At 74.6% G+C, this 21,513-nt stretch carries 21 protein-coding genes; 9 read left to right on the top strand and 12 right to left on the bottom strand.

Going from position 1 to position 21,513, the window contains the following annotated elements; all coding sequences use genetic code 11:
* Positions 1-86: 86 nt before the first annotated feature.
* The gene (locus PUR71_RS36965; protein WP_329931635.1) at positions 87-557 is read right to left on the bottom strand and encodes a nuclear transport factor 2 family protein; all 471 of its coding nucleotides are present in this window, start codon (positions 555-557) and stop codon (positions 87-89) included.
* Between the two features lie 100 nt (positions 558-657).
* Between PUR71_RS36965 and PUR71_RS36960 the strand changes: the two genes are divergently transcribed.
* A complete protein-coding gene (locus tag PUR71_RS36960) occupies positions 658-1,233 on the top strand; it encodes a TetR/AcrR family transcriptional regulator (protein ID WP_329931634.1) in 576 nt (191 codons plus the stop codon).
* Between the two features lie 86 nt (positions 1,234-1,319).
* Here PUR71_RS36960 and PUR71_RS36955 read toward each other — a convergent pair whose 3' ends face one another.
* The 3 genes from PUR71_RS36955 to PUR71_RS36945 form a co-directional block, all read right to left on the bottom strand.
* Positions 1,320-3,173: a phospholipase C gene (locus PUR71_RS36955; RefSeq protein WP_329931633.1), complete on the bottom strand. Its 1,854-nt coding sequence runs from the start codon at positions 3,171-3,173 to the stop codon at positions 1,320-1,322.
* A 306-nt stretch (positions 3,174-3,479) separates the two neighbouring features.
* Entirely contained in the window at positions 3,480-4,739 is a 1,260-nt protein-coding gene (locus PUR71_RS36950) for an ROK family protein (RefSeq protein ID WP_329931632.1), read from the bottom strand.
* A gap of 132 nt (positions 4,740-4,871) precedes the next feature.
* Entirely contained in the window at positions 4,872-5,750 is an 879-nt protein-coding gene (locus tag PUR71_RS36945) for a chitosanase (protein WP_329931631.1), read from the bottom strand.
* A gap of 254 nt (positions 5,751-6,004) precedes the next feature.
* Here PUR71_RS36945 and PUR71_RS36940 point away from each other — a divergent pair, with 254 nt between their 5' ends.
* Both PUR71_RS36940 and PUR71_RS36935 read left to right on the top strand, forming a co-directional pair.
* Complete coding sequence (locus tag PUR71_RS36940) at positions 6,005-6,436, top strand: ribonuclease domain-containing protein (RefSeq protein ID WP_329931630.1); 432 nt, start codon at positions 6,005-6,007, stop codon at positions 6,434-6,436.
* A gap of 110 nt (positions 6,437-6,546) precedes the next feature.
* The gene (locus tag PUR71_RS36935) at positions 6,547-6,762 is read left to right on the top strand and encodes a hypothetical protein (protein ID WP_329931629.1); all 216 of its coding nucleotides are present in this window, start codon (positions 6,547-6,549) and stop codon (positions 6,760-6,762) included.
* A 3-nt stretch (positions 6,763-6,765) separates the two neighbouring features.
* On the opposite strand, the gene PUR71_RS36930 is transcribed toward PUR71_RS36935, so the two are convergent.
* Positions 6,766-8,052 carry a DUF5685 family protein gene (locus PUR71_RS36930; RefSeq protein WP_329931628.1) on the bottom strand — a complete coding sequence of 429 codons (1,287 nt, stop codon included), beginning with the start codon at positions 8,050-8,052 and terminating at the stop codon, positions 6,766-6,768.
* Positions 8,053-8,538: 486 nt separating this feature from the next.
* Between PUR71_RS36930 and PUR71_RS36925 the strand changes: the two genes are divergently transcribed.
* The 3 genes from PUR71_RS36925 (at position 8,539) to PUR71_RS36915 (ending at position 11,528) form a co-directional block, all read left to right on the top strand.
* The gene (locus PUR71_RS36925) at positions 8,539-9,102 is read left to right on the top strand and encodes a helix-turn-helix domain-containing protein (RefSeq protein ID WP_329931627.1); all 564 of its coding nucleotides are present in this window, start codon (positions 8,539-8,541) and stop codon (positions 9,100-9,102) included.
* Complete coding sequence (locus PUR71_RS36920) at positions 9,099-10,598, top strand: MFS transporter (protein ID WP_329931626.1); 1,500 nt, start codon at positions 9,099-9,101, stop codon at positions 10,596-10,598. The genes PUR71_RS36925 and PUR71_RS36920 overlap by 4 nt, the downstream gene beginning before the upstream one ends.
* A 243-nt stretch (positions 10,599-10,841) precedes the next feature.
* Positions 10,842-11,528, top strand: a complete 687-nt coding sequence (locus tag PUR71_RS36915) for an alpha/beta fold hydrolase (protein ID WP_329931625.1) — start codon at positions 10,842-10,844, stop codon at positions 11,526-11,528.
* An 18-nt stretch (positions 11,529-11,546) separates the two neighbouring features.
* Here PUR71_RS36915 and PUR71_RS36910 read toward each other — a convergent pair whose 3' ends face one another.
* From PUR71_RS36910 to PUR71_RS36900, 3 genes are all read right to left on the bottom strand, one after another.
* Positions 11,547-12,773, bottom strand: a complete 1,227-nt coding sequence (locus tag PUR71_RS36910; RefSeq protein ID WP_329931624.1) for a sensor histidine kinase — start codon at positions 12,771-12,773, stop codon at positions 11,547-11,549.
* A gap of 35 nt (positions 12,774-12,808) precedes the next feature.
* Positions 12,809-13,381, bottom strand: a complete 573-nt coding sequence (locus tag PUR71_RS36905) for a hypothetical protein (protein WP_329931623.1) — start codon at positions 13,379-13,381, stop codon at positions 12,809-12,811.
* Between the two features lie 291 nt (positions 13,382-13,672).
* Complete coding sequence (locus PUR71_RS36900) at positions 13,673-15,127, bottom strand: DUF2252 domain-containing protein (protein WP_329931622.1); 1,455 nt, start codon at positions 15,125-15,127, stop codon at positions 13,673-13,675.
* Positions 15,128-15,236: 109 nt separating this feature from the next.
* Between PUR71_RS36900 and PUR71_RS36895 the strand changes: the two genes are divergently transcribed.
* The gene (locus PUR71_RS36895; RefSeq protein WP_329931621.1) at positions 15,237-15,653 is read left to right on the top strand and encodes a DUF2809 domain-containing protein; all 417 of its coding nucleotides are present in this window, start codon (positions 15,237-15,239) and stop codon (positions 15,651-15,653) included.
* A 7-nt stretch (positions 15,654-15,660) separates the two neighbouring features.
* Here PUR71_RS36895 and PUR71_RS36890 read toward each other — a convergent pair whose 3' ends face one another.
* Entirely contained in the window at positions 15,661-16,443 is a 783-nt protein-coding gene (locus PUR71_RS36890) for an SGNH/GDSL hydrolase family protein (RefSeq protein WP_329931620.1), read from the bottom strand.
* 206 nt (positions 16,444-16,649) lie between these two features.
* On the opposite strand from PUR71_RS36890, the gene PUR71_RS36885 reads away from it, so the two are divergent.
* The gene (locus PUR71_RS36885; protein WP_329931619.1) at positions 16,650-17,603 is read left to right on the top strand and encodes a 4Fe-4S domain-containing protein; all 954 of its coding nucleotides are present in this window, start codon (positions 16,650-16,652) and stop codon (positions 17,601-17,603) included.
* A gap of 166 nt (positions 17,604-17,769) precedes the next feature.
* Positions 17,770-18,597, top strand: coding sequence for a dimethylargininase (gene ddaH / locus PUR71_RS36880; protein WP_329931618.1), 828 nt, complete (start codon positions 17,770-17,772; stop codon positions 18,595-18,597).
* On the opposite strand, the gene PUR71_RS36875 is transcribed toward ddaH, so the two are convergent.
* From PUR71_RS36875 to PUR71_RS36865, 3 genes are read right to left on the bottom strand one after another with little or no spacing between them, the layout of a single operon-like run.
* The gene (locus tag PUR71_RS36875) at positions 18,584-19,246 is read right to left on the bottom strand and encodes a LutC/YkgG family protein (protein WP_329931617.1); all 663 of its coding nucleotides are present in this window, start codon (positions 19,244-19,246) and stop codon (positions 18,584-18,586) included. The two genes, ddaH and PUR71_RS36875, sit on opposite strands and share 14 nt — an antisense overlap.
* Entirely contained in the window at positions 19,243-20,667 is a 1,425-nt protein-coding gene (locus tag PUR71_RS36870) for a lactate utilization protein B (protein WP_329931820.1), read from the bottom strand. Before PUR71_RS36870 ends, PUR71_RS36875 begins: the two co-directional genes overlap by 4 nt.
* A gap of 17 nt (positions 20,668-20,684) precedes the next feature.
* On the bottom strand, positions 20,685-21,446 hold the full coding sequence (locus PUR71_RS36865; RefSeq protein ID WP_329931616.1) for a (Fe-S)-binding protein: 762 nt from the start codon (positions 21,444-21,446) through the stop codon (positions 20,685-20,687).
* Positions 21,447-21,513 lie beyond the last annotated feature (67 nt).

The following is a 21,513-nucleotide window of genomic DNA, read 5'->3' as shown; positions in this document are numbered from 1 at the left end:
CCCCCCTCGGTGTCGGTCATCTCCAGGTACGTGACGATCTTCTCCGTGCGCCCGGGCTACGACCCCGCCGTTCGCGCGCCCGGGTGTCAGAGGCCGAGGTCGGTCAGGCCGGGGTGGTCGTCGGGGCGGCGGCCGAGGGGCCAGTGGAACAGGCGCTCGTCCTCGGTGATCGGCAGGTCGTTGATGGAGGCGTGCCGGTGGGCCATCAGGCCGTCGTCGTCGAACTCCCAGTTCTCGTTGCCGTAGGAGCGGTGCCACTGGCCGGAGTCGTCGCGCCACTCGTAGGCGAAGCGGACGGCGATGCGGTGGCCGTCGTGCGCCCACAGCTCCTTGATCAGGCGGTACTCGTGCTCGCGTGCCCACTTGCGGGTGAGGAAGGCGGTGATCTCCTCGCGGCCGGTGACGAACTCGGCGCGGTTGCGCCAGCGGCTGGCGGGCGTGTAGCCGAGGGCGACGCGCCGGGGGTCGCGGGTGTTCCAGCCGTCCTCGGCGGCGCGGACCTTCTCGTGGGCGGTCTCCGTGGTGAACGGGGGCAGGGGCGGGCGCTGAGCGGACATGCGTGACCTCCTGGAGGGGTTGCGACGTGGCGAGAACGATCGTTCTCGCCATGTCGGCTACTCTAGGAGAACCAACGTTCTCACGCAAAGGGCACGGCAGATGGACCACGACGCCACGCGCACCGGCATCCTCGACGCGGCCGAGGAGCTGTTCTACGCCCAGGGCATCCAGACCGTCCGCATGGACGCCGTGCGCAGCGCCTCCGGTGTCACCCTGCGCCGCCTCTACCAGTACTTCCCGTCCAAGGGGGAGCTGGTCGAGGCCTACCTGCTGCGTCGCGACGGGCGCTGGCGCGAGGAGCTCGCCGCCCACGTGGTCGGGGCCGCCGCCGGCCCCGGTGGCCGAATCCTCGCCGTCTTCGACTGGTTGGCCGACTGGTTCGCCCAACCCGACTTCCGGGGCTGCGCGTTCGTCAACGCCTTCGGTGAGCTGGGCGCCACCGCGCCGGAGGTGGCCGCCGCCGCGCGGCACCACAAGGACGAGTTCGCCGCCTACCTCGCGGGCCTCGCCGAGGCCGCCGGCGCCCCGCCCGCCACCGGCGCGCACCTGACCCTCCTCGCCGAGGGCGCCATCACCGCCGCCGCCATCCGCGGCGACGCCACCCCCGCCGCCGAGGCGAAGGGGGCCGCCCGCGTCCTGCTGCGGGCGGCCGGGGTCCAAGGGGTCGAGGTCTGAGAGGTCGGTATCCGAGACGGAGGGGGCCCCGGACGCACGACACCGCCGGGCCCAGGGGGCCCGGCGGTGTCAGGACGGTGCGGGGATCAGGCGCGGCGACCGCGCTTGCGGCGGGCGAAGACCACCGCGCCGGCGCCGAGCGCCACGAGGGCCGCGGCGGCGGCCGCGAGCGGCATGGTGGTGGAGGAGCCGGTGGCGGCGAGGGCCGGGCCGCTGGTCGAGGCGCCGGCGGCCGCGGTCGCGGCGGAGGTGCCCGCGGCCGTGGTGCTGCCCGCGCCGGTGGTGGCGCCCGTGCCGGTGGACGGCGTGCCGGCGGCGGTGGAGGAGCCGTCGGTCGGCTGGCCGGTCGGGGTGGTGCCGGCGGGCTGGCCGGTGGCCGGGTCGAGGATCAGGGTGCCGGCCTGGGCGTTCTTGAAGTCGAGCATGCCCTCGATGGACCCGGCGCGCTCGTCGAAGGAGGCGTCGCCGATCCGGCCGGTCTTCCAGTTGTCCTCGACGAAGCGCAGGACGGAGGTCTGGTCGGTCTGGGTGTGGTCCACGAAGTTGGACTTCGAGTACGGCGAGACGACCAGCAGCGGCAGGCGGGGGCCGTAGCCGCAGCGGTCGGCGTAGCCGCCGGCGCCCGCGTCCTTGCCGCACTGGCCGACGCCGCTCAGGCTGTCGTTGACCTTGTCGCCGGAGCCGTTCACGGGCTCGACGAACTTGTGGTCGTACCAGCCGTCCGAGTCGTCGTAGGCGATGATGACGGCGGTGGAGGCCCAGTCCTTGGACTTCTGCAGCTTGTTGACCGCGTCGACCACGAAGTGCTGCTCGTCCAGCGGGTCGGAGTAGCCGGCGTGGCCGTCCTGGTAGCTGGCGGCCTTCAGGTAGGAGACGGCCGGCAGGTTGCCGTGCTGGAGGGCGGCGTCGAAGTCGGACAGGTCGTACTGGTGGTTGGCCTGGCCGTTGTGGCCGATCTCGTCCACGGTCTTCGGAGCCAGGTGGCTCGGGTTCGCGGTGGACTTGTAGTACTGGAAGGGCTCGTGGTGCGGGCTGTAGTCGACGGACGAGCCGCCGACGACGTTGGTGTGGGAGGTGCCGCAGACGGACTTGCCGTCCTTGGTGGCGGTCGGCTTGAAGCCGCCCTGGAACCAGCCCCAGGAGACGCCCTTGTCGTTGAGCAGGTCGCCGATGTTCTTGCCGGTCATGACCAGCTGGTTGTGCGCGGTGCTGGAGCAGTCGTCGTAGCCCGGGTCCGGGTCGTTGATGACGGTGCCGACGCCGTCGGCGTCCGGCGAGGCGACCGCGTAGGCGTCCGTGGTCTTCTGACCGGTCTTCGGGTCGACCGCGTAGCCGCCGTGGGTCTGGCCCGTGATCAGGTTGATCGCGCCGGGGGTCGACGGGCCGTACGTGGTGCCGAAGGAGTTGTCGCTCATCGCGAAGCGCTGGGCGTAGTTCCAGTATCCGGTGACGGTGTTGCCGTCGTAGTAGTCCATGACCAGGCCGGGCTGGGTGAACATCGGGGCCTTGCAGCTCTCGACGTTCGTGTGCTCGACGAACTTGTCCATCTTGCCGCCGTCGACGGCGAGCTGCTCGTCCTTGTACGTGTGGTCCTGGTCGCAGGTGACGGCCTGCGTGGGGGCCAGGCGCTTCGGGTTCATCGCGTTCGGGTTGTGGTGCAGCAGGTCGTCCCCGAGACCGTCCACCTTCGGGGTGTCCGGCTTGGCGGTGAACTTCACCTTGTCGTCGGCGGTGTTGGCCGCGTTCGGGTAGGTGCCGAAGTAGTGGTCGAAGGAGACGTTCTCCTGGAAGATCACCACGACGTGCTTGATCGGCGTGGCCGTCTGCGGCTCCTCCGCGGCGAAGGCCGCGGGGGTGCCGCCGAGGGCGGTGAGGGACATGGCCCCGACGAGGCCGGCGCCGTACCGGAGCCACCGGTTGCGGGTGGGGACTGCGTGCATGCTGTGATCCTCGAACATGTCGTCAATGAGTTGGGTCGCGCGGGGCGAGCAGTCGGCTCTCCGGCGGCGGCCAAGACGCTAAAGGGAACAGATGAACGTGGTTCCCGGCCGCAGGTTACCGGACAGTAAACCAGAGACGTCCGTCAGGGTGACCATGGTTGACGGCCAACTGTCTTTTCTTGGGCAGCGGTTGACGATTCCTTGACCTTGTCCTCGGCTCGTCGGTTTCTCTGCCGTCCAGCATGCGTACGGCGGAGCCTTCTTCTGTGCGGGAACGGGCACGGCCGGTGGCCGGGGCCCGTGCGCTCAGGAGACGGCGGCCGTCCGCCGCTCGAAGACCTCAGGGCGGGCCGCCTCCAGCGCGGTCGCGACGGCGCCGAGCAGGACGGCGTCCTGGCCCAGCCGGGTCGCCTCCAGGCGGGGGCGCATCGGGGAGCGCCCGTGCAGCGCCTCCTCCAGCGGGCGCAACAGCAGGTCGGCGCTGCGGCCGATGCCGCCGCCGAGGACCACGACGTCCGGGTCGAGCAGCGCCGCCACGACGGCGAGCGCGTAGCCGAGCCGGTCGGCCTCCAGCCGGACGGCCTCCGCGGCGGCCGGGTCGCCGGAACGGGCCTCGGCGAACACCTTCTCCGCCGACAGCGGTCTGCGCATGCCGAGCCCGAGGGCGGTGCGCACCACCGCGTCGGCGGAGACGGTCTGTTCGAGCGTCGGGTCGCTCTCCGTGCCGGGCGGGACGTCGCAGCCCGGCAGGCGCAGCAGGCCGAGTTCACCGGCCGCGCCGTGGGCGCCGGTGAGCAGCTCGCCGTCCTTGACGACGCCGACGCCGAGACCGGTGCCGACGAGGAGGTAGACGAAGAGCCGGCTGCCCCCGCCGGCGCCGTAGGTGTACTCGCCGACGGCGGCCAGGTTGGCGTCGTTGGCGACGGTGACGGCGCGGCCGCTGCCGAGGCCCTGCGCGATGCGGTCGAACAGGCCGGGCCGACCCCAGCCCGGCAGGTTGGCGGCGAGCTGGACGCTGCGCCGCCGTTCGTCCCACACGCCGGGCGAGCCGGCGACGGTGTGGGCGATGCCGGCCGGGGTGAGCCCGGCCTCGGCGATGGCCTCCTGCGCGGCGGCGACGGCGGCGTCGGCCACCGCGTTCGCCGAGCGGCCCCGGTTGGGCAGGTCGCGGCGGGCGACGATCCGGCCGGACAGGTCGGCGACGGCCACCCGCAGCCGGGCCCGGCCGATGTCGAGCCCGAGGACGTGCCCGGCGGCCGGGTCCGCCTCGTACAGGACCGCCGTGCGGCCCCGGTCGGGGGCGAAGCGGCCGGCCTCGCGGGCCAGGCCGGCGAGTTCGAGGGCGGCCAGCGCGGCCGAGACGGTGGGCTTGGACAGGCCCGTGTCGCGGGCGAGCTGGGCCCGGGAGAGCGGTCCGTGCACGCGCAGCCGCTCCAGGAGCAGCCATTCGTTGTTGCTGCGCAACCGCTGCCGGTTCCAGGTCTGTTGACCGGGCAGCGACACCGGGGTGGGCGGGGAGGGATCGCGTGGGGCCCGGTCGGCCGTTCTCCGTCCTGCTGCGTTCATTCGGCCGATGGTATGGCACCGTCCGGCCGCGAACGAGCGCGGGCGGGGCGCGCTCGGGAGGCCGGGGCCGGTGGTGGCGGGGACCGGGGTCCCCCGCCACCACCGGTGGTGTGACGGGCCGTTGCGGGTGCGTCAGCTGATCGTGTAGCTCGACCCGAAGGCGGTGACGGTCAGCGGGCCGTCGAGGTTGTCGTTGCCGGTCGCGGCTATCCGGCGCAGGCACTCGACGCGATCGACGGACTTGCGCCACTCGTCGGCCGTCGAACCGTTGGCCGGGTTGGTGAGGTCGTCGATCCGGACGTCGAAGAACGCCGAGAGCCAGGCGCTCTCCCCGGCGCTCGACGGCGGGCCGGCCTTGTCGTTGGTGCGGGCGATCAGCGCGGGCAGCGCGTCGTACTCGCCGCCGTTGCCGTGCTGTATGGAGGCGTCGTACAGCTCGGCGCGGGCGAGCGCGGTGGTGAGTCCGAGCCGGTCGGCCTGGCTCATCGCGGGGGAGAAGTAGCGCTGGTCGACCTGGTCGTCCTGGACCTGGCGGAAGGCCGGGTCGTCGGCGGCCTGCTGCCACGCCGCGATGTAGTCGGCCTCGGGCAGCCCGCTGGTGTCGCCGCTGCCGGCGGCGGCGAGGCGCTCCAGCTCGGGGATGAAGCGGGCCAGCGGGTTGTCGGGGACGGCCGCGGTGTAGGCGCGGACGACCTTGAGCGCGTCGCCGTCGTTGGTGGTGAAGCCGGCGCGTCCGGCGGTGACGCCGCGGCCGTCGTTGATGTTCTCGGCGTAGCCGTACTGGATGACGGTGGTGCTGTTCTCGAAGATGCTGACCAGCTGGTCGGCCCGGCGGCGCTGGTCGGCGGTCATGCCGCCGGCGTCCAGCGGGCGGGCGGCGGTGGCTTGCGTCGCGGACACGGTGGTGCTGCTGGGGGCTGCGGGCGAGGCGGTGGCGGCGCAGGCCGGGCCGGCGGCCAGGGCGACCGCGGTGGCGACGACGGCGAGGCGGGGGACTCGGTCAACGCGCATGGCTGTGCTCCGATTCTCCGTGGGTTTCCCGTGGGGTGGGTGAAGCGCGAGCTCGCGGCAGCAGACTAGGGGCCGGCGACGGGCCGGGTCCATAAGGTAAGTAAACTTTCCTAATAAATTTCTGGGAGGATCCTGTGGGCGCCCCGGAAGGCGCCGGGGCCCGGCGCGGCCAGTTCCCCCGCAGGAGTGAGCGCGCGCCGCCGCCCGGCGTGGTCGCCCAACTCCCGCGCACCGCACGCGGTACTGCTTGCCGCATGACCAGACCCCGACGCTTCGCGAAGGCCGCCCTCGCCCTCGCGCTCGCCGTGATCCCCACCGTCGCCGTCCCCGTCGCCGCCACTGCGGCATCCGCGGCGGTCATCCAGCCGCCGCAACCGGTCGGAGCCTTCCCGCCGCAGGTCGGGCGCGCCTGCCGGATCTGGGCGAGCCTCGGCTGGCCCGCCCGCCAGGCTCCGGTCGACTACCGCATCTACGGCCCCGAGTACATCCGCGGCAGCAGCCCCTACGGCAACCGCGGCGGGGACCTCCCGGCGGGCGGCGACTACCACGAGTACGACGTCAACACCCGCCCCGCGCCCACCGCTTCCCGCGATGCGGAGCGCCTCGTGCGCGACGAGAGCACCTCGCGGGTCTGGTACTCCGCCGGCCACGACGCCAATTTCCGTGAGATCTCCGGGGGTTGCTGAGCCCTGCCCCGGAAGCGCCGCGGGCGCCCTGCTCGGGTCGGCGAGGAGGGCGCCCGTCGGTGGCGCGTGCGTTTATCGCATGTTGATCACGCCGTCCTAGCGTCTGCCCCATGGACGAGAGCACGGCCGAGCGGCCGGGTGACGCGGGGCGGCTGCCCGAGGCCCTGAGGACCGAGGCCCCGATGACCGAGGCCCTGACGACCGGGACGCGGTTGACCGGGGCCCGGCTGACCGCACAGGACGCGGACCGTTTCCGTCAGTTGCTGACGGGGCTGGAGAACTCCCTGGCGGCGGACCGCGTGGCGGCGGTGCGGCGGGACGGCTGATGGTCAGTTGCAGCCGCAGTCGCACCCGTCACAGCCGCAGTCGCAGCCGTCGCACCCGTCGCCGCAGCACTGGCAGCACTGGCAGCAGTCACCGCACCCGTCGCAGCCGCTGCAGTCGCAGGTGTCGCAGCAGTCGTGCCGCTCGCAGAAGGCCTTGCGCGGCTCCCGGCTGAACGGGTCGTTGTGCTCGCAGCACATCAACTGGCACGTGCAGGCCATCAGCGCCCACACCGCGCAGCCGGCCAGCAGGTTGCGCGGCTGCGGCGGCTTGGGGCCGACCGGGGTGAAGCCGGGGCCCTGCGGGATCCACGGCGGTACGGGCGCCTTCTCGGACTCCCGGCGCGGCGGCGCGTCCTGCGGGTGCTCGGCCGAAGCGTGCGCGGCGGAGGGGCCGCCGCCGGGCGTGCGGGTGCGGCACGCGGCGGTGTGCCGGGCCGAGCCGAAGACCCGGTCCACGGCCGCCTCCGTCTCGTGCGCGAGCAGGACGTGCACCAGCGCCCGGTCCGTCAGCTCGACCTCGCGCAGCGCCAGCCGGATGCCGTGGACGGCGTCCCGGCACAGCCGTTCGGCCTCGGCGCGGTCGGTTCCGGTGGCGGTCAGCGGGTTCCAGGCGCCGCCCGCCGCGTCGGCGTCCTGGTCCTCGGCGGCGTCGAGGAGGTGGGCGAGCCGGCCGAAGAGCCGGCCGGCCTCGGCGAGCGCGGCCGCGTTGCCGGGACGTCCGGCGAGGACGGCGGTGTGCGCGAAGGCCGCCGAGGTCGCGCTCTCGGTGGGCTCGGTGACCAGCAGGACGGACCCGCCCGGGCGCAGCGCGCGCTCCAGCTCGCCCTGCCGGGAGGCCGCGTCGAGCAGGACGGCGGTGTCGAAGCCGACCGCCGAGGCGCTGCCCGCGCTCTGCCGGTCCCAGCGCCGGGTGACGGCCCGCGCCCCGGCCGCGACCGGTCGGCGGGCGAACACGCCGTCGCGGTCCTCGACGTGGTCGCGGATCTTCACCGAGGCGAGCGCGAGCGAGACGGCGGCGGCGAGCCGGGCGCCCTCGCCCTTGGCGACGGAGGCGGTGCGCATCCCGCGCAACGGGCAGGGCCCCGCGGTGCGGCGCCAGGAGGAGTCGTCGCGGGCGCTCTGCGCCTCGACCAGCACCGAGATGATCAGACCGTCGTAGTTGGTGGCGGTCCGGGCGAGCTGACCGTGGTCGTCGCGCAGCGCGAGGCACAGCCCGCACAGGTGCGCCATCCACGAGCTCTGGAGCCGCTCGGACAGCCGGTGCTTGCACGGTCTGATGATGCCGAACATGAATCCCCCTCGCCGCTCGGGCCTCTGACCAGCCCCGATCCGGCCGACATCATATGATCAGCGGCCCCGCCGGGCCGAGGGGTCGCACGACATCCGCACACGCCGGCTCCCCGGGCCGGGCTCCAGGACGGTGCGGTGCGAGGACCCGAACCGCTCCCGCTGGGCGCGCAGTTAAGCGGCCGTCTCCTGGACCGATCCGATGAGCGCGATCGGCAGGTCGGGGGCCTCCTCCCCGGTGAGGTGCGGAAGGCCGCCGCGGTGCGGCCGGGTGCGGCCGAGGTGAGCAGGTCGACGCCGAAGCGGAACGGGTGGGTCATGGGCACTCCTCGGTTGGTTGGGGGCCGCGCCGGTCGTCGGATGACCGGCGCCGGAGGCCGGTTCAACACTCTTCGCCGCCGGCGCCCGCGAACCCCCGCGAGGAAACTCTTCGTCCAAGGGCCCGCACGACAGGAAACCGCGTCCCAGATCCGGGATAGCATCGCGGATATGGGAATCGAGACGGCCGCCGACGAGCGGCTCGCCACCAGGCTCGCCGAGCTGCGGGTCGAACGCGGTTGGACGCTGGAGGAGTTGGCGCGTCGGGCGGACGTCAGCCGCTCCACGCTGTCGCGCGTCGAGCGGGCCGAGGTCAGCCCGACGGCCGCGCTGCTCGGGCGGCTCTGCGCCGTCTACGGGCGGACCATGTCCCGGCTGCTCGCCGAGGTCGAGTCCGCGCCCGCCCGGTTGGTGCGGGCCGGGGAGCAGCGGATCTGGCGGGACGCGACGAACGGCTTCGTCCGACGTTCCGTCTCCCCGCCGCACAACTCGCTGCGCGCCGAGATCATCGAGGGCCGCCTCCCGGCCGGCGCCGACATCGTCTACGACCGCCCGTGCGTGCCCGGCCTGGAGCACCACCTGTGGGTGCTGGAGGGAGAGTTGGAGCTGACGGTCGACGGCGAGCCGCACCGGCTCGGCGCCGGCGACTGCCTGCGCTACACCACCTCCTCCAGCCGCTTCCGCAGCCCCGGCCCCGGCGAGGCCCGCTACGCGCTCGTGGTGGTGGAGGCGTGAGCGCCGCGGACCACGCGATAGCGAAGGCGCCCCGCGAGCGTTTCGACGCCGCCGGGCGCCGCGTCCTGCTGGTCTGCGTCGCGGGCGGGTTCACCACCCTGATCGACCAGTCCGTCCTCAACACCTCCATCCCCGCACTGCGCGAGAGCCTGCACGCCCAGCCCGCCCACCTGCAGTGGATCGTCGCCGGGTACTCGCTCGCCTTCGGCCTCGCCCTCATCCCCGGCGGGCGGCTCGGCGACGTCCTCGGCCGCAAGTGGTTCTTCGTCACCGGCCTCGCCCTGTTCACCCTCGTCAGCGTCGTCTCCGCGACCGCCGCCGATCCCGGTGTGCTGATCGCCGCCCGGCTGGTGCAGGGCGCGGGCGCCGGACTCGTCAACTCCCAGATGATCGGCACCCTCCAGGACGTCTTCGAGGGCCAGCTGCGCGCCCGCGCCCTCGGCATGTACGCCGTCACCGGCGGGCTCGCCTTCGCGCTCGGGCCGCCGGTCGGCGGCGCGGTGCTGGCGGCCGTCGGCCCCGAGCACGGCTGGCGGCTGACCTTCCTGCTCAACGTGCCGTTCGGCCTCGCCACCGTCCTGCTCGCGGTGCGCCACCTGCCCCGGCCGCGGCCCGGCGCCCGCAACGCGAACCTCGACCTCGTCGGCCTGATGCTCGTCGGCGCGCTCACGCTCGCGCTGATGCTGCCGTTCGTCCAGCCGCCCGCCTGGACCGGCTGGCTCGCGTTCACCGCCGTCGCCGCGCTCCTGCTCGCCGCGCTCGTGTGGTGGCAGCGCCGCTACGCTCGGGCCGGCGGCCACCCGCTGATCCACCCGGCGCTCACCCGCTCCGCGCCGTACGCGCTCGGGACGGCCACGGCGATGGCCCAGTTCGGCTCCTCGCTCGCGGCCGGTCTCGTGCTCACGATGTTCCTCCAGGACGGCCTCGGGCTCTCCCCGATGGGCGCGGCGCTCGTGGCGCTGCCGTCGGCGGTCGCGATGGGGGTCGCCTCCGCGCTCGCGTGGCGGGTCGTCCAGCGCTTCGGCCGGCGGACCGTCACGGCGGGCATGACCGGTTCCGCACTCGCGATGCTGCTCAGCGGCCTGGTCGCGCACTGGGCCCCCGCCGCCGTCCTGCCGTGGCTGCTGGCCCTGCTCCAACTGCTCGGCGGCGCGTCGGTCGGCCTGATGGGCGCCACCAACCAGTCGTACGTCCTGCGCCACGCGCCGCCCGAGGCGGCCGGGGTGAGCGGCGCGATCCTGCAGATGGCCCAGCGCATCGCGGCGGCCGTCGGCGTCTCGGCCCTGTCCGGCGTCTACCTGCGGGCCACGGACGCGGGCGGCGGCCACCGTTCGGCGTACCTGTACGCGAGCCTGGTGTGCGCGGCCCTCGCCGGGCTCGCTGCCCTGGCCTCGGTCCTGGCCGGCCGCGCCACGGCCCGCGAGGCGGCGGCGAACGCGGGCGGGGCGCCCGAAGTGACGCGGACCGTGAGCCGAGGGGAAGCACCGGCCCGGTGAACGGGTGGGCGCGGACGGGCCCGCCCGGCGAACGGGCGGGCCGCCGTCGCCGGGTTCGGGGCCGTCGCGGGCGTCCGGGACCGCCGGGCTGCCGGCCTCCTGGGCGCGTCGTGCGGTGGCCCGGTGAGCGGGTGGGGTCCGAGGCGCCCGGATCCGGAGCCGGCGAGCAGCGGTCCGGCCCGGCTGTCGGCTGTGGGCGAATATCTGCCTGCCGACGGTCCGACCCACCGTACGGTGAGCGGCATGACGGACGTTCGGATCCTGGACCTGCCCGCCGTGGCGATCGCCTGCCGCGAGAGCGGCCCGTTCGGCGGGCCGCCGTTGGTGCTCCTGCACGCCCTCGGTGAGCGGGCCTCGGACTGGGACGGCGTCCTGCCCGCGCTCGCGCCGGGGCACCGCGTGTACGCGCTCGACCTGCGCGGCCACGGGGACAGCGGACGCGCCGCCGTCTACAGCCTGGAGGCGATGCGCGACGACGTCCTCGCCGTGCTCGACGCGCTGGGGCTCGACCGGGTGGATCTGGTCGGCCACTCGATGGGCGGTGTGGTCGCCTACCTGCTCGCCCAGGCGCGGCCGGAGCGGGTCGGACGGCTGGTGCTGGAGGAGGTCCCACCGCCGTTCCCGCGCCCGGCGAGCGCCGTGCCGGACGAGCCGCAGGAGCCGGTGGACTTCGACTGGGCGGTGGTCCGGCCCCTCAAGGCCCAGGTGGACAGCCCCGACCCGGCCTGGCGCGAGGGCCTGCGGCGGATCACCGCGCCGACCCTCGTGGTGGCGGGCGGCCCGACGAGCCACGTCTCGCAGGAGCGGATCGCCGACCTGGCTGCCCTCGTCCCCGACTGCCGCACCGTCACCATCGACGCCGGCCACCTCGTGCACGCCTCCTGCCCGGCCGAGTACGTGGCCGCCGTGGCGCCCTTCCTGGCACTCTGACGACGGAGGCCGTTCGCGCTACCCGGCCCGCTCCGCCGCCACGGCTCCCGGGGCGAGCGGGAGCGTCGCCGTGACGCGGAAGCCCGAGCGGTAGGGCGTCGCGGACAGTTCGCCGCCGAAGAGGGCGATGCGTTCGGCGAGGCCGATCAGGCCGTGGCCGGTGGACAGGTCGCGGCGGGTGGCGGTGAGGTGGCCGGCGCCGTCGTCGACCACGTCCAGGCGCAGCACGTCGGCCCAGGTGATCCGCACCTCCGCGTGGCTGCCCGGGCCCGCGTGCTTGGTGATGTTGGTGACGGCCTCCTGCACCAGCCGGTAGGCGGTCAGGTCGACGCTCTCGTCGAGATGCGCCGGACTCCCGTGCACCTCCAGGTCGATCAGCACGCCGGCCCGGCGGACGTCCTCCAGCAGCGGGGCGAGGTCCGCGAGGCCCCGGCGCCGGACGCCGTCCTCGACGGAGGCGTCGGCGGTGCGCAGGAGGCGCAGCAGGCGGCGGAGTTCCGCCATGGCGCCGCGGCCGAGGTCCTCGATCCGGCCGAGGGTCTCCTCGGCGCGGGGTGGGTCGGCGGCGGCCGTGGCGCGGGCGGTCTCGGCCTGCATGACGATGACGGCGACCGCGTTGGCGACGATGTCGTGCAGCTCGCGGGCGATCCGCACGCGCTCGTGGGTGACGGCCAGGCGGGCGCGGGCGAGCGCGAGGCGGTCGTGGTCGGCCGCGGCGGCGGTGGCCCGGCTCCAGCGGCCCACGCCCCAGGCGGCGATGGTGAGCGGCAGGTAGAACGCGAGGGCGGTGACGAGTGCGGCCGTCCGGTAGCCGGGTGAGCCGAGGCTGGTCAGGATGTCCGCGGTGTCGAGGCCGACGGGCACGGCCGTGACGGCCAGGGCCGTGAGGGCGGCCGGGCGACGGCACTGCCGGGCGACGGTGTACAGGGCGACGAGGATGCCGAAGTACGGCGTGAAGTGGAAGTCGGTGAGGATCGTGAGCACGCTCGCGCCGACGGCGAGGGCCCAGACGGTGAGGTACACCGCCATCGGCCACCGCCGCCGGAACAGCAGCGCGACGGCCTCCGGCAGGGCGAAGGCGGCGAGCACGAGGTGTGCGGGCCACCTGGTGCCGGGCGCGATCGGGGCGCCGAAGAAGAAGGCTTCGGGGACGATGACCGCGAGGGCGAGGGCGGCGTCCTGCACCCGGGCGGACCGGATCCACCGGCGGGTTCCGGCACCGGCCGGGGCCTGTTGGGGTTCCATCCGGTCCGGCTCCTTCCCTCAGCCGCCCGTGCCGGTCAGCACCTGGGCGGGCAGTTGACGCTGATGCAGCAGATGCCGGCGGCGAAGACCGAGACGTCGCCCGCGGCGAAGCCGGACCACCAGTCCTCACCGGATGCGGATCCGGCCCCGGACGCCGGGCCCGGGGCGGACGTCGACGGCGGACGCGTGAGCGGGTAACCGAGTTCGGCGAACACGGCCCACAGGTCGCCGCCGTGGCGCCGGATGCTGTCGACGAGCCCGTCCGCGGTGGTGCTCGCCGCCGAGGGTGCCTGGCGGGACGACGTGGCGAGCGAGAGGACGGCGGCCGCGGCCCGGACGCCGTCCACCGCGACCGCCGCCAGGCTGACGCCGGCCACCCGGAGCGTCTCCACGCCGCCACCGTCGCCGTGGTCGCCGTCGGAGGCGGGACCGACCCGCACGAGGTAGCGCTGCCAGGGGTCGCCGACGGTCTGCGGCGGGTCGGGGACGAGCACGCTGCGCGGCCCGGCGAGGATGCCGTGGGCGAGGGCCGGGCCCGCCGTGCCGCCGGGCCCGATGAGGTGCACGGTGGCGTCCACCGCGGGGGACTGGGTGGAGTGGTCGTTCATGGCGGAGTCCTGGGGTGAGGGTGCCCGGGACGGGCACCGGTCGAACGCGCGTCCGGTCCAGTCCTAACCCGCCCGCTCCCGGGCCGCCGCCAGGGGGCGACCGCCCGGGTGAGCCCTCGGGCGCCGCCCCCGGTGCTGCCGGGAGCCCCCCGGGGCGGTCGTCGTTCGCGTACGTGGCATGCCTCCACCATGGGCCGCCCACGGTCCCGGGCACCTGAGGCCCGCGCCCCGGAACGGTCCCGGTGACCCGGTACGGTCCCGGTCACCCACGGCGGCCGTCACCCGAGGAGCTCAGACCCCCGGCTCCGACGGCAGCCGCCCGCTGCGCACCGCCGCGACCAGTTCCGCGTGGTCGGCCTCGGTGCGGTCCGCGTACGCGACGGCGAAGCCGGCGACCGCCTCGTCCAGCGCCTCGCTCTTGCCGCAGTAGCCGGCCAGCACGCCCGGGTCGGCGGTGTGCGCGTGCGCCCGCGCGAGCAGGGCACCGGTGATCCGGGCGTAGTCGTCGAGCTGGTCGGGCAGCAGGGCGGCCGGGTCGACGCTGCCCTTGCGGTTGCGGAACTGCCGCACCTGGTAGGGCCGTCCGTTCACCGTGGTCCAGCCGAGCAGGGGGTCGCTGACCACCTGCATGTGCTTCTGGCCGAGCACCACCCGGCGGCCCTCGTGCGGCTCCGGGTCCGTGACGGCGAAGCCCGCGCGGGCCAGGTGGGGCAGGAGCACCGACGGGCGGGCCTCCTTGACCTGGAGCACGAGCGGCTGGTCCCGGTGGTCGGTGAGCAGCACGACGTACGAGCGGGTGCCGACGCTGCCGGTGCCGACCACCCGGAACGCCACGTCCTGCACCCGGTGGCGGGCGAGCAGGGTGCGGACCTCGGCGGGCACGGTGTCGACGTACCGGCCGAGCGATTCGGCGACCGCCGCGGCGAGTTCGCACGGCAGCTCGGTGAGCACCGGGGGAGCGGCGGTGAAGCGCCGACCGCCGTCCGCCTCGCGGACGGTGCTCCTGGCGGCGAACCGGGCGCTGGTGTTGCCGAGCGCCTTGGCGCCGACCTTGCGCAGGACGTCGGCGAGATCGTGCGCCTCGGCGAAGGAGACCAACTGCTCGTCGGCGACGGCGTTCCAGGCGTCCAGGGCGGGCAGCTTGGCGAGCGTGCGCACGGTGCGGCGGTAGGCGCCGGCCACGTGGGCGGCGGCCTGGCGGGCGGTGGTCTCGCTCGCCCCGGTCTCCCGTCCGGCCAGCACCAGGCTGGTGGCGAGCCGCTTGAGGTCCCACTCCCAGGGGCCGGGCACGGTCTCGTCGAAGTCGTTGATGTCCATCACGAGTTGGCCGCGGGCGTCGCCGTAGAGGCCGAAGTTGGCGGCGTGCGCGTCGCCGCACAGCTGGGCGCGGACGCCGGTGACGGGGGTGCCCGTGAGGTCGGCGGCCATCAGTCCGGCGGAGCCGCGCAGGAAGGCGAACGGGGTGGCGGCCATCCGGCCGACGCGGAGCGGGACCAGCCGGGGCAGCCGGCCGGCGTTGGAGGCCTCCAGGGCCTCGACCGCGGTCGGCCGGTCGGCGGCGGGGGCGAAGAGCGCGTGCTCCTCGCGCGGCACCCGCCGGCGCAGCGCCTTGCCGCGCTCGCGGGCGCGGGTGTCGTGGTGCCGGGCGAACCCGGGGACGGCGAAGCGGCGCGCTGCGCGGTCCGTGCCGTCGACCGCCCCACCCGTCCGCTCCGGCCGCGTCACCTGGGTCGTTACCTGCGCCATCGTTCCCCGCCTTCTCGTTCGCTCCCCCGCCCGGCGACGTGCGCGAACGGCCTGCCAGTGGAGTGACGTTCGAGCGGAAGCGGTGGTTCCAGCACGTAGCATCGGTCGGGTGAGCGATCTACGGGGGAGCCTGCGCGTGCGGGCGGTGGCGGTGGTGGCGGCGGGGTCCGCGGTGGCGGCCGGACTGGGTGTCCGGGCGTTCGGCGGCGGGGAGTTCGCCAAGTGCGCGGGGGACGCGCTCTACACCGTGCTGGTGTACGTCCTGGTGGTGTTCGTCGCGCCCCTGGTGCGCCCGGCCCGCGCGGCCGTCGTGGCGGCGGCGCTGAGCTGGGCGGTGGAGTTCTTCCAGATCACCGGCGTGCCGGACGAGCTCGGCCGGCGCAGCACGCTCGCCCGGCTGGCCCTCGGCTCGACGTTCAACCCGCCGGACCTGTTCTGGTACCTCGTCGGGGCCGCGGCGGCGTACGCCGCGCACCGGGTGCTGCGGCCGGGGAAGGCCGTAGCACCGCGGTGGCAGCGGATGTGACCGACCGTCAGAGGGGCAGCAGGTCCGGGCGCTTGGGCTCCACGTGGTCGCCCGAGGACTCGCCGCGCAGGCGTCGGCCGACCCACGGGATCAGGAACTCGCGGGCCCACTGGATGTTCTCGCGCCGCTGGTCGGCGGCGGTGAGGTGCGGCGCGGCCGGCCACGGCGCCTGCGGGTCCTCGTCGGTGCGCAGGCCGAGCGAGTTGGCGGCCAGCAGGGCGACCCGCTGGTGGCCCTCGGGGGACAGGTGCAGCCGGTCCTCGCTCCAGGCGCGGCGGTCGTGCACCGAGCGGAGCGACCACAGGTCGGCGACCTTGCAGCCGTGCCGGTCGGCGACGGCGCGCATGTGTCCGTTGTAGGTGGCGATCTTGCCGCGCAGGTGCTTGAGCAGCGGGACGTCCTTGGTGTCGAAGCCGGTGCAGATGAGCACCGTGCCCGCGGAGTCCACGAGTCGGGCGACGGCCCGCTCGAAGCGCTCGGCCACCTCGTCCGGGTCGCTGCCGGGGCGCAGGATGTCGTTGCCGCCGGCGCAGAAGGTGACGAGGTCGGGCTGGAGGCGGCGGACCTCGGGCACCTGCTCGGCGGCGATCTGGTCCAGCAGTCGCCCGCGCACCGCGAGGTTGGCGTAGCGGAACTCGCCCTTCGGCTTGCTCACCGCGAGCATCCCCGCCAGGCGGTCGGCCCAGCCGAAGAAGGCGCCGTCGAGCCCGGGGTCGTTCAGGCCCTCGGTGAAGCTGTCGCCTAGGGCGGCATACGAACTGATGTCAAGGGTCTCCTGGAGATTCGGCATGAAGAAGATAGTTCACCCAATCAAGTGACCTACGCCACCGTAGGTGACCCTCATCCCGACGTGACGTCGGCCACGTTGGCAAACCTCCTGGTGATCAGGCGCGTTCGCGAAGCACAAGACGCCCGCCCCCTTCCGGTTTCCGGCCCGCGCGGACGAGGGTGGAGGTGCGCGGCCGCCCGGCCGCCGTCACCCGCTCGGGAGCCTCCATGACCACGACCCCTCCCTCCGGCGTGCCCGGAAACCGGACCGCCGACGACCGGACCGCCGACGACCGACTCGCCGACGACCAGACCACCGACGACTGGACCGTGGACGACCGCTGCTTCAACTGCGACGTGGCCCGTCAGCTCGCGCCCGGCCTGATCCGCGAGCGCGACGGCCGCTCCGAGCTGGTCCGGCAGCCGCGGGGCGAGGCCGAGCGCCGGCAGCTGTACGCGGCCGCCCACGCCTGTCCGACCCGCTCGATCCGTCCCGCCGGCGGCCGGCTCGAACCGGGCACCGACCCGTTCCCGCTGGTCCTCGACGACGGGCTGCTGCTGCTCGGCCACAACTCCCCGCGCACCGCCGGCGCCAACTCCTACCTCCTGCGCCGCCCGGACGGGTGGATCATGGTCGACACGCCCCGGTTCGCCGAGTCCCTCGCCGCCCGCTACGAGGCCCTCGGGCAGGTCTCCGACGTCTTCCTGACGCACCGCGACCACGCCGAGCACGGCCGCGCCTGGGCCGACCGGCTCGGCGCCCGGCTCTGGATCCACGAGGGCGACCTGGACGCCGCCCCCGACGCCGACCGGGTGCTGCGCGGCACCGACCCCGTCGAGGTCGCCCCGGGCGTCGTCGCGTACCCCTTCCCCGGCCACACCCGCGGCAGCGTGCTCTACCTCGCCGACGAACGCCACCTCTTCACCGGCGACACCCTGCACTGGTCCCGCACCGACGAGGACATCGCCGTGTTCGAGACGATCGTCTGGCACTCGGTCCGGGAGCTCTCCGCGTCGCTCGACCGCACGGTGGACGCGTTGCGCTTCGAGTGGCTGCTGCCCGGCCACGGCGAGCGGCGCCGGATGCCCGCCGACGAGGCCGCCCGCCGGCTGCGCGCCGTCGCCGCGCGCTGCCGGACGCTGCGCCCCTCCCCGGTGGACTTCGCGGTGGTCCGCTGGTGACGGTGGGCTGGTGACGCTCCGCCGGACGGTGCGTGTGCGCCGGGGCTCGCGCCGGTTGCGCGGGGGAGTGCGCCCGGCGGGGGCGGCTGCGCGGGTGTGCGGACGGCGCTGCCTGGGCAGCCGCAACTGGACCCGAACACCCTTGCTGTTCAAGGACGGTAGAGACATGCCACGTCAGTACCCGGAGCGCACCGCCCGGCCGCGGCGCTACCTGATGTGCCGGCCGACGTACTTCACCGTGGACTACGCGATCAACCCCTGGATGGACCCGGGCCAGCCCACCGACACCGCCCTCGCCATCCGCCAGTGGGAACGCCTCTACTGGCTCTACCGCCGCCTCGGCCACACCGTCGAGCTGATCGAGCCGGTGCCGGGCCTGCCCGACATGGTGTACGCCGCCAACGGCGCGACCGTCCTGGACGGCCGGGCGCTGGTGGCCACCTTCCGCTACCCCGAGCGCGCCCCCGAGTCCTCCGCCTACCAGGACTGGTTCCGCGACCGCGGCTACCGGGAGGTGCGCCGCGCCGGGCACGTCAACGAGGGCGAGGGCGACCACCTGGTGGCCGGGCGCCGGGTGCTGGCCGGCACGGGCTTTCGCACCTCGCGCGCCGCGCACGCCGAGGCGGGCGAGGTGTTCGGCGTGCCGGTGACCACTCTCACCCTCGTCGACCCGCGGTTCTACCACCTGGACACCGCGCTGGCCGTCCTGGCCGACGACCACGTCATGTACTACCCGGAAGCCTTCGACGCCGACAGCCGGGCCGTGCTGCGCGCCCTGTACCCGGACGCGGTCCTGGCCGACCGCGCCGACGCCGAGGTCTTCGGCCTGAACGCCGTGTCGGACGGGCGGCGGATACTGCTGCCGGAGGCGGCGAAGAACCTGGCCGGGCGGCTCGCGGGCGAGGGCTACGAGCCGATCCCGGTGGACGTCTCGGAACTGCTCAAGGGCGGCGGCGGGGCGAAGTGCTGCACGCTGGAGCTCAGGCCGGCGTGACGGGCCCCGCCGTGACGAGCAGCACGTCGAGCGCGCGGGGCCCGTGCACGCCCTCGACCCGGTCGAGCTCGATGTCGCTGGTCGCGGACGGCCCGGAGATCCACGTCTGCGGCAGCGCCGGGTCCAGTCGGGGCAGCGCGAGCGGTACGGACGCGACGACCTGCTCCGGCGCGCGCACGACGCAGACGTGGTGGTCCGGGACGAGCGTCAGCAGCCGCCGGCCCTGACCGGGGCCGGTGTCCAGCACGATCGTCCCGGTCTCGGCGATCGCGAGCGCACAGCCCGTCACGACGCTGTCGACGGCGTCGAGGCGGGCGGCGGTGAGCGTGCCGTCGTCGATCAGGCGATCGAGTTCCAGCCCGGTCAGCCAGTCGGCCGGGAGGTCCGGTGGCAGGGCGACCGTGCGGGCGCCGCGGTCCGCGAGCAGGCCGGCGATGCGCGCGGGCAGGTCGACCGTGGTGCAGCGGTGGACGCGGGCCCGGTAGTCGGCGAGGTTGTGGTGCAGGAGGTCGAGCAGCGCCGCGGGGTCGTCCGGGGCGTGGCTCCTCAGGTACTCGCGGACCGGCGGTTCGTCCGGCGGGCCCGGCTCGCCGAGGGCGGCGCGGATCCGGCCGAGGATCAAGTCCCTGGAACTCGCGGACGGGCTCAAGGTCGGTTCTTCCTCCACCAGTCGCGGAACGGTTCGGCGGGCACCTGCGGCAGGTCCCGGGTGTCGGTCCAGGCCCGGCCAGGACCGGGCAGGCGGCGCGGGTGCAGGGCGCGGGTGCGGCCGGCCAGCCGTTCGGCGGCGGTGAGCAGCGCCGGGTGGTCCAGGACGTAGCCGGCGGCGGCGACGGCGGCCCGCTCCAGCGCGTGCCCGCGCTGCCCGGCGACCCGTTCGCGCAGGTGGACCAGGACCTCGGGGATGTCGATCGCCACCGGGCAGACCTCGTAGCAGGCCCCGCACAGCGAAGAGGCGTACGGCAGGGAGGCGTCGACCGGGCTCGCGGTGCCGCGCAGTTGGGGCGTCAGGACGGCGCCGATCGGGCCCGGGTAGACCGAGCCGTAGGCGTGCCCGCCGGCCCGCTCGTAGACGGGGCAGACGTTGAGGCAGGCCGAGCAGCGGATGCAGCGCAGCGCCTGGCGGCCGACCTCGTCGGCGAGCACGTCCGTACGGCCGTTGTCGAGCAGGACGAGGTGGAATTCGGACGGGCCGTCGCCGCTGGCCCCCTTCGAAGGACCCAGCCCGGTCCACAGCGACGTGTACGGGTTCATCCGCTCGGCGGTGGAGGAGCGGGGGAGCAACTGGAGGAACACCTCCAGGTCCCGCCAGGTGGGCACGACCTTCTCGATGCCGACGACGGAGATCAGGGTCTTGGGGAGGGTGAGGCACATGCGGCCGTTGCCCTCGGACTCGACGACGACGAGGGTGCCGGTCTCGGCCACCATGAAGTTGGCTCCGGAGATGGCGACCTCGGCGCGCAGGAACTTCTCCCGCAGGTGCAGCCGGGCGGCCTCGGCGAGTTCGGCGGGGGTGTCGGTGAGCCCCTCGGGCGCGGGGCGGCCCCACGCGGCCATCCGCTCGGCGAAGATGTCGCGGATCTCGGCCCGGTTGCGGTGGATCGCCGGCACCAGGATGTGCGAGGGCCGGTCGTCGCCCAACTGCACGATGAGCTCGGCGAGGTCGGTCTCGTAGGCGGTGATGCCCTCGGCGGCGAGTGCCTCGTTGAGCCCGATCTCCTGGGTGGTCATGGACTTGACCTTGACCACTTCGCGCTTCTCGGTGTCGCCACCCCCGGTGGCGTGGACGAGGTCCGCGACGATCCGGTTGGCCTCGTCGGCGTCGGCCGCCCAGTGCACGGTGCCGCCCGCGGTCGTGACGGCCTCCTCGACCTGTAGCAGGTAGTGGTCGAGGTGGCGCAGGGTGTGGTCCTTGATCGCCTTTCCGGCGGCGCGCAGTCCGTCCCAGTCGGGGAGTTCGGCGACGGCGCGGGCGCGCTTGTCGCGGATGGTGTGGGTGGCGTGCCGCAGGTTGGCGCGCAGCCGAGCGTCGCGCACGGCCCGTCCGGCGGCCTCGGGGAAGGCCGGCATGCCGAGGAAGACGCCGCTCACGGGGCCTGCCACGGGTCCTGCTCGGTGCTGGCCAGGATCTCGGCCAGGTGCAGCGGGCGCAGGGTGCGGCCGCGGCGGCGGAGCATGCCGCCGAGGTGCAGGAGGCAGGAGTTGTCGGCGCCGCACAGCACCTGGGCGTCGGTGCCGAGGGCGTTGGCGAGCTTGTCCTCGGCCATGGCCGCCGAGACGGCCGCGTTCTTGACGGCGAAGGTGCCGCCGAAGCCGCAGCACTCCTCGGCGCCGGGCAGTTCGCGCAGTTCCAGGCCCTTGACGGCGCGCAGCAGGCGCAGCGGCCGGTCGCCGAGGCCGAGGACGCGCAGACCGTGGCAGGAGGGGTGGTAGGTGACGCTGTGCGGGAAGTACGCGCCGACGTCCTCGACGCCGAGCACGTCGACGAGGAACTCGGTGAGTTCGTACACCCGGGGCGCGAGCCCGGCGGCGGCGTCGGCGAGCGCGGTGCCGCGGCCCTCGGCGGCGGCCTTGGCGCCGATCCGGGGGTAGTTGTCCCGGACCATGGCCGCGCACGAGCCGGAGGGCGTCACGACGTGGTCGTAGGCGGCGAAGGCCTTCGCGGTCCGGTGCACCAGCGGCTCGCAGGCCTGCCGGTAGCCGGTGTTGTACTGCGGCTGCCCGCAGCAGCTCTGCTCGGACGGGAAGTCGACCGTGACGCCCAGCCGTTCGAGCAAGCGGACGGTGGCGATCGCCGTGCTGGGGAAGAGTGCGTCGTTGACGCAGGTGGCGAACAGCGCTACCAGCAAGCCGTTCTCCTTCCGTGGGCGGCAGGACCGGGCGGTCCGCCGGGATCGAGTCCGGCGAGCCGCCCGG

Origin of the sequence: Streptomyces sp. SP17BM10, assembly GCF_036322405.1 — a bacterium.
In the GTDB taxonomy this organism is placed as follows: Bacteria; Actinomycetota; Actinomycetes; order Streptomycetales; family Streptomycetaceae; genus Kitasatospora.
The sequence above is the reverse complement of the archived record's forward strand: the minus strand, read 5'-3'. Positions and strand labels throughout refer to the sequence as shown.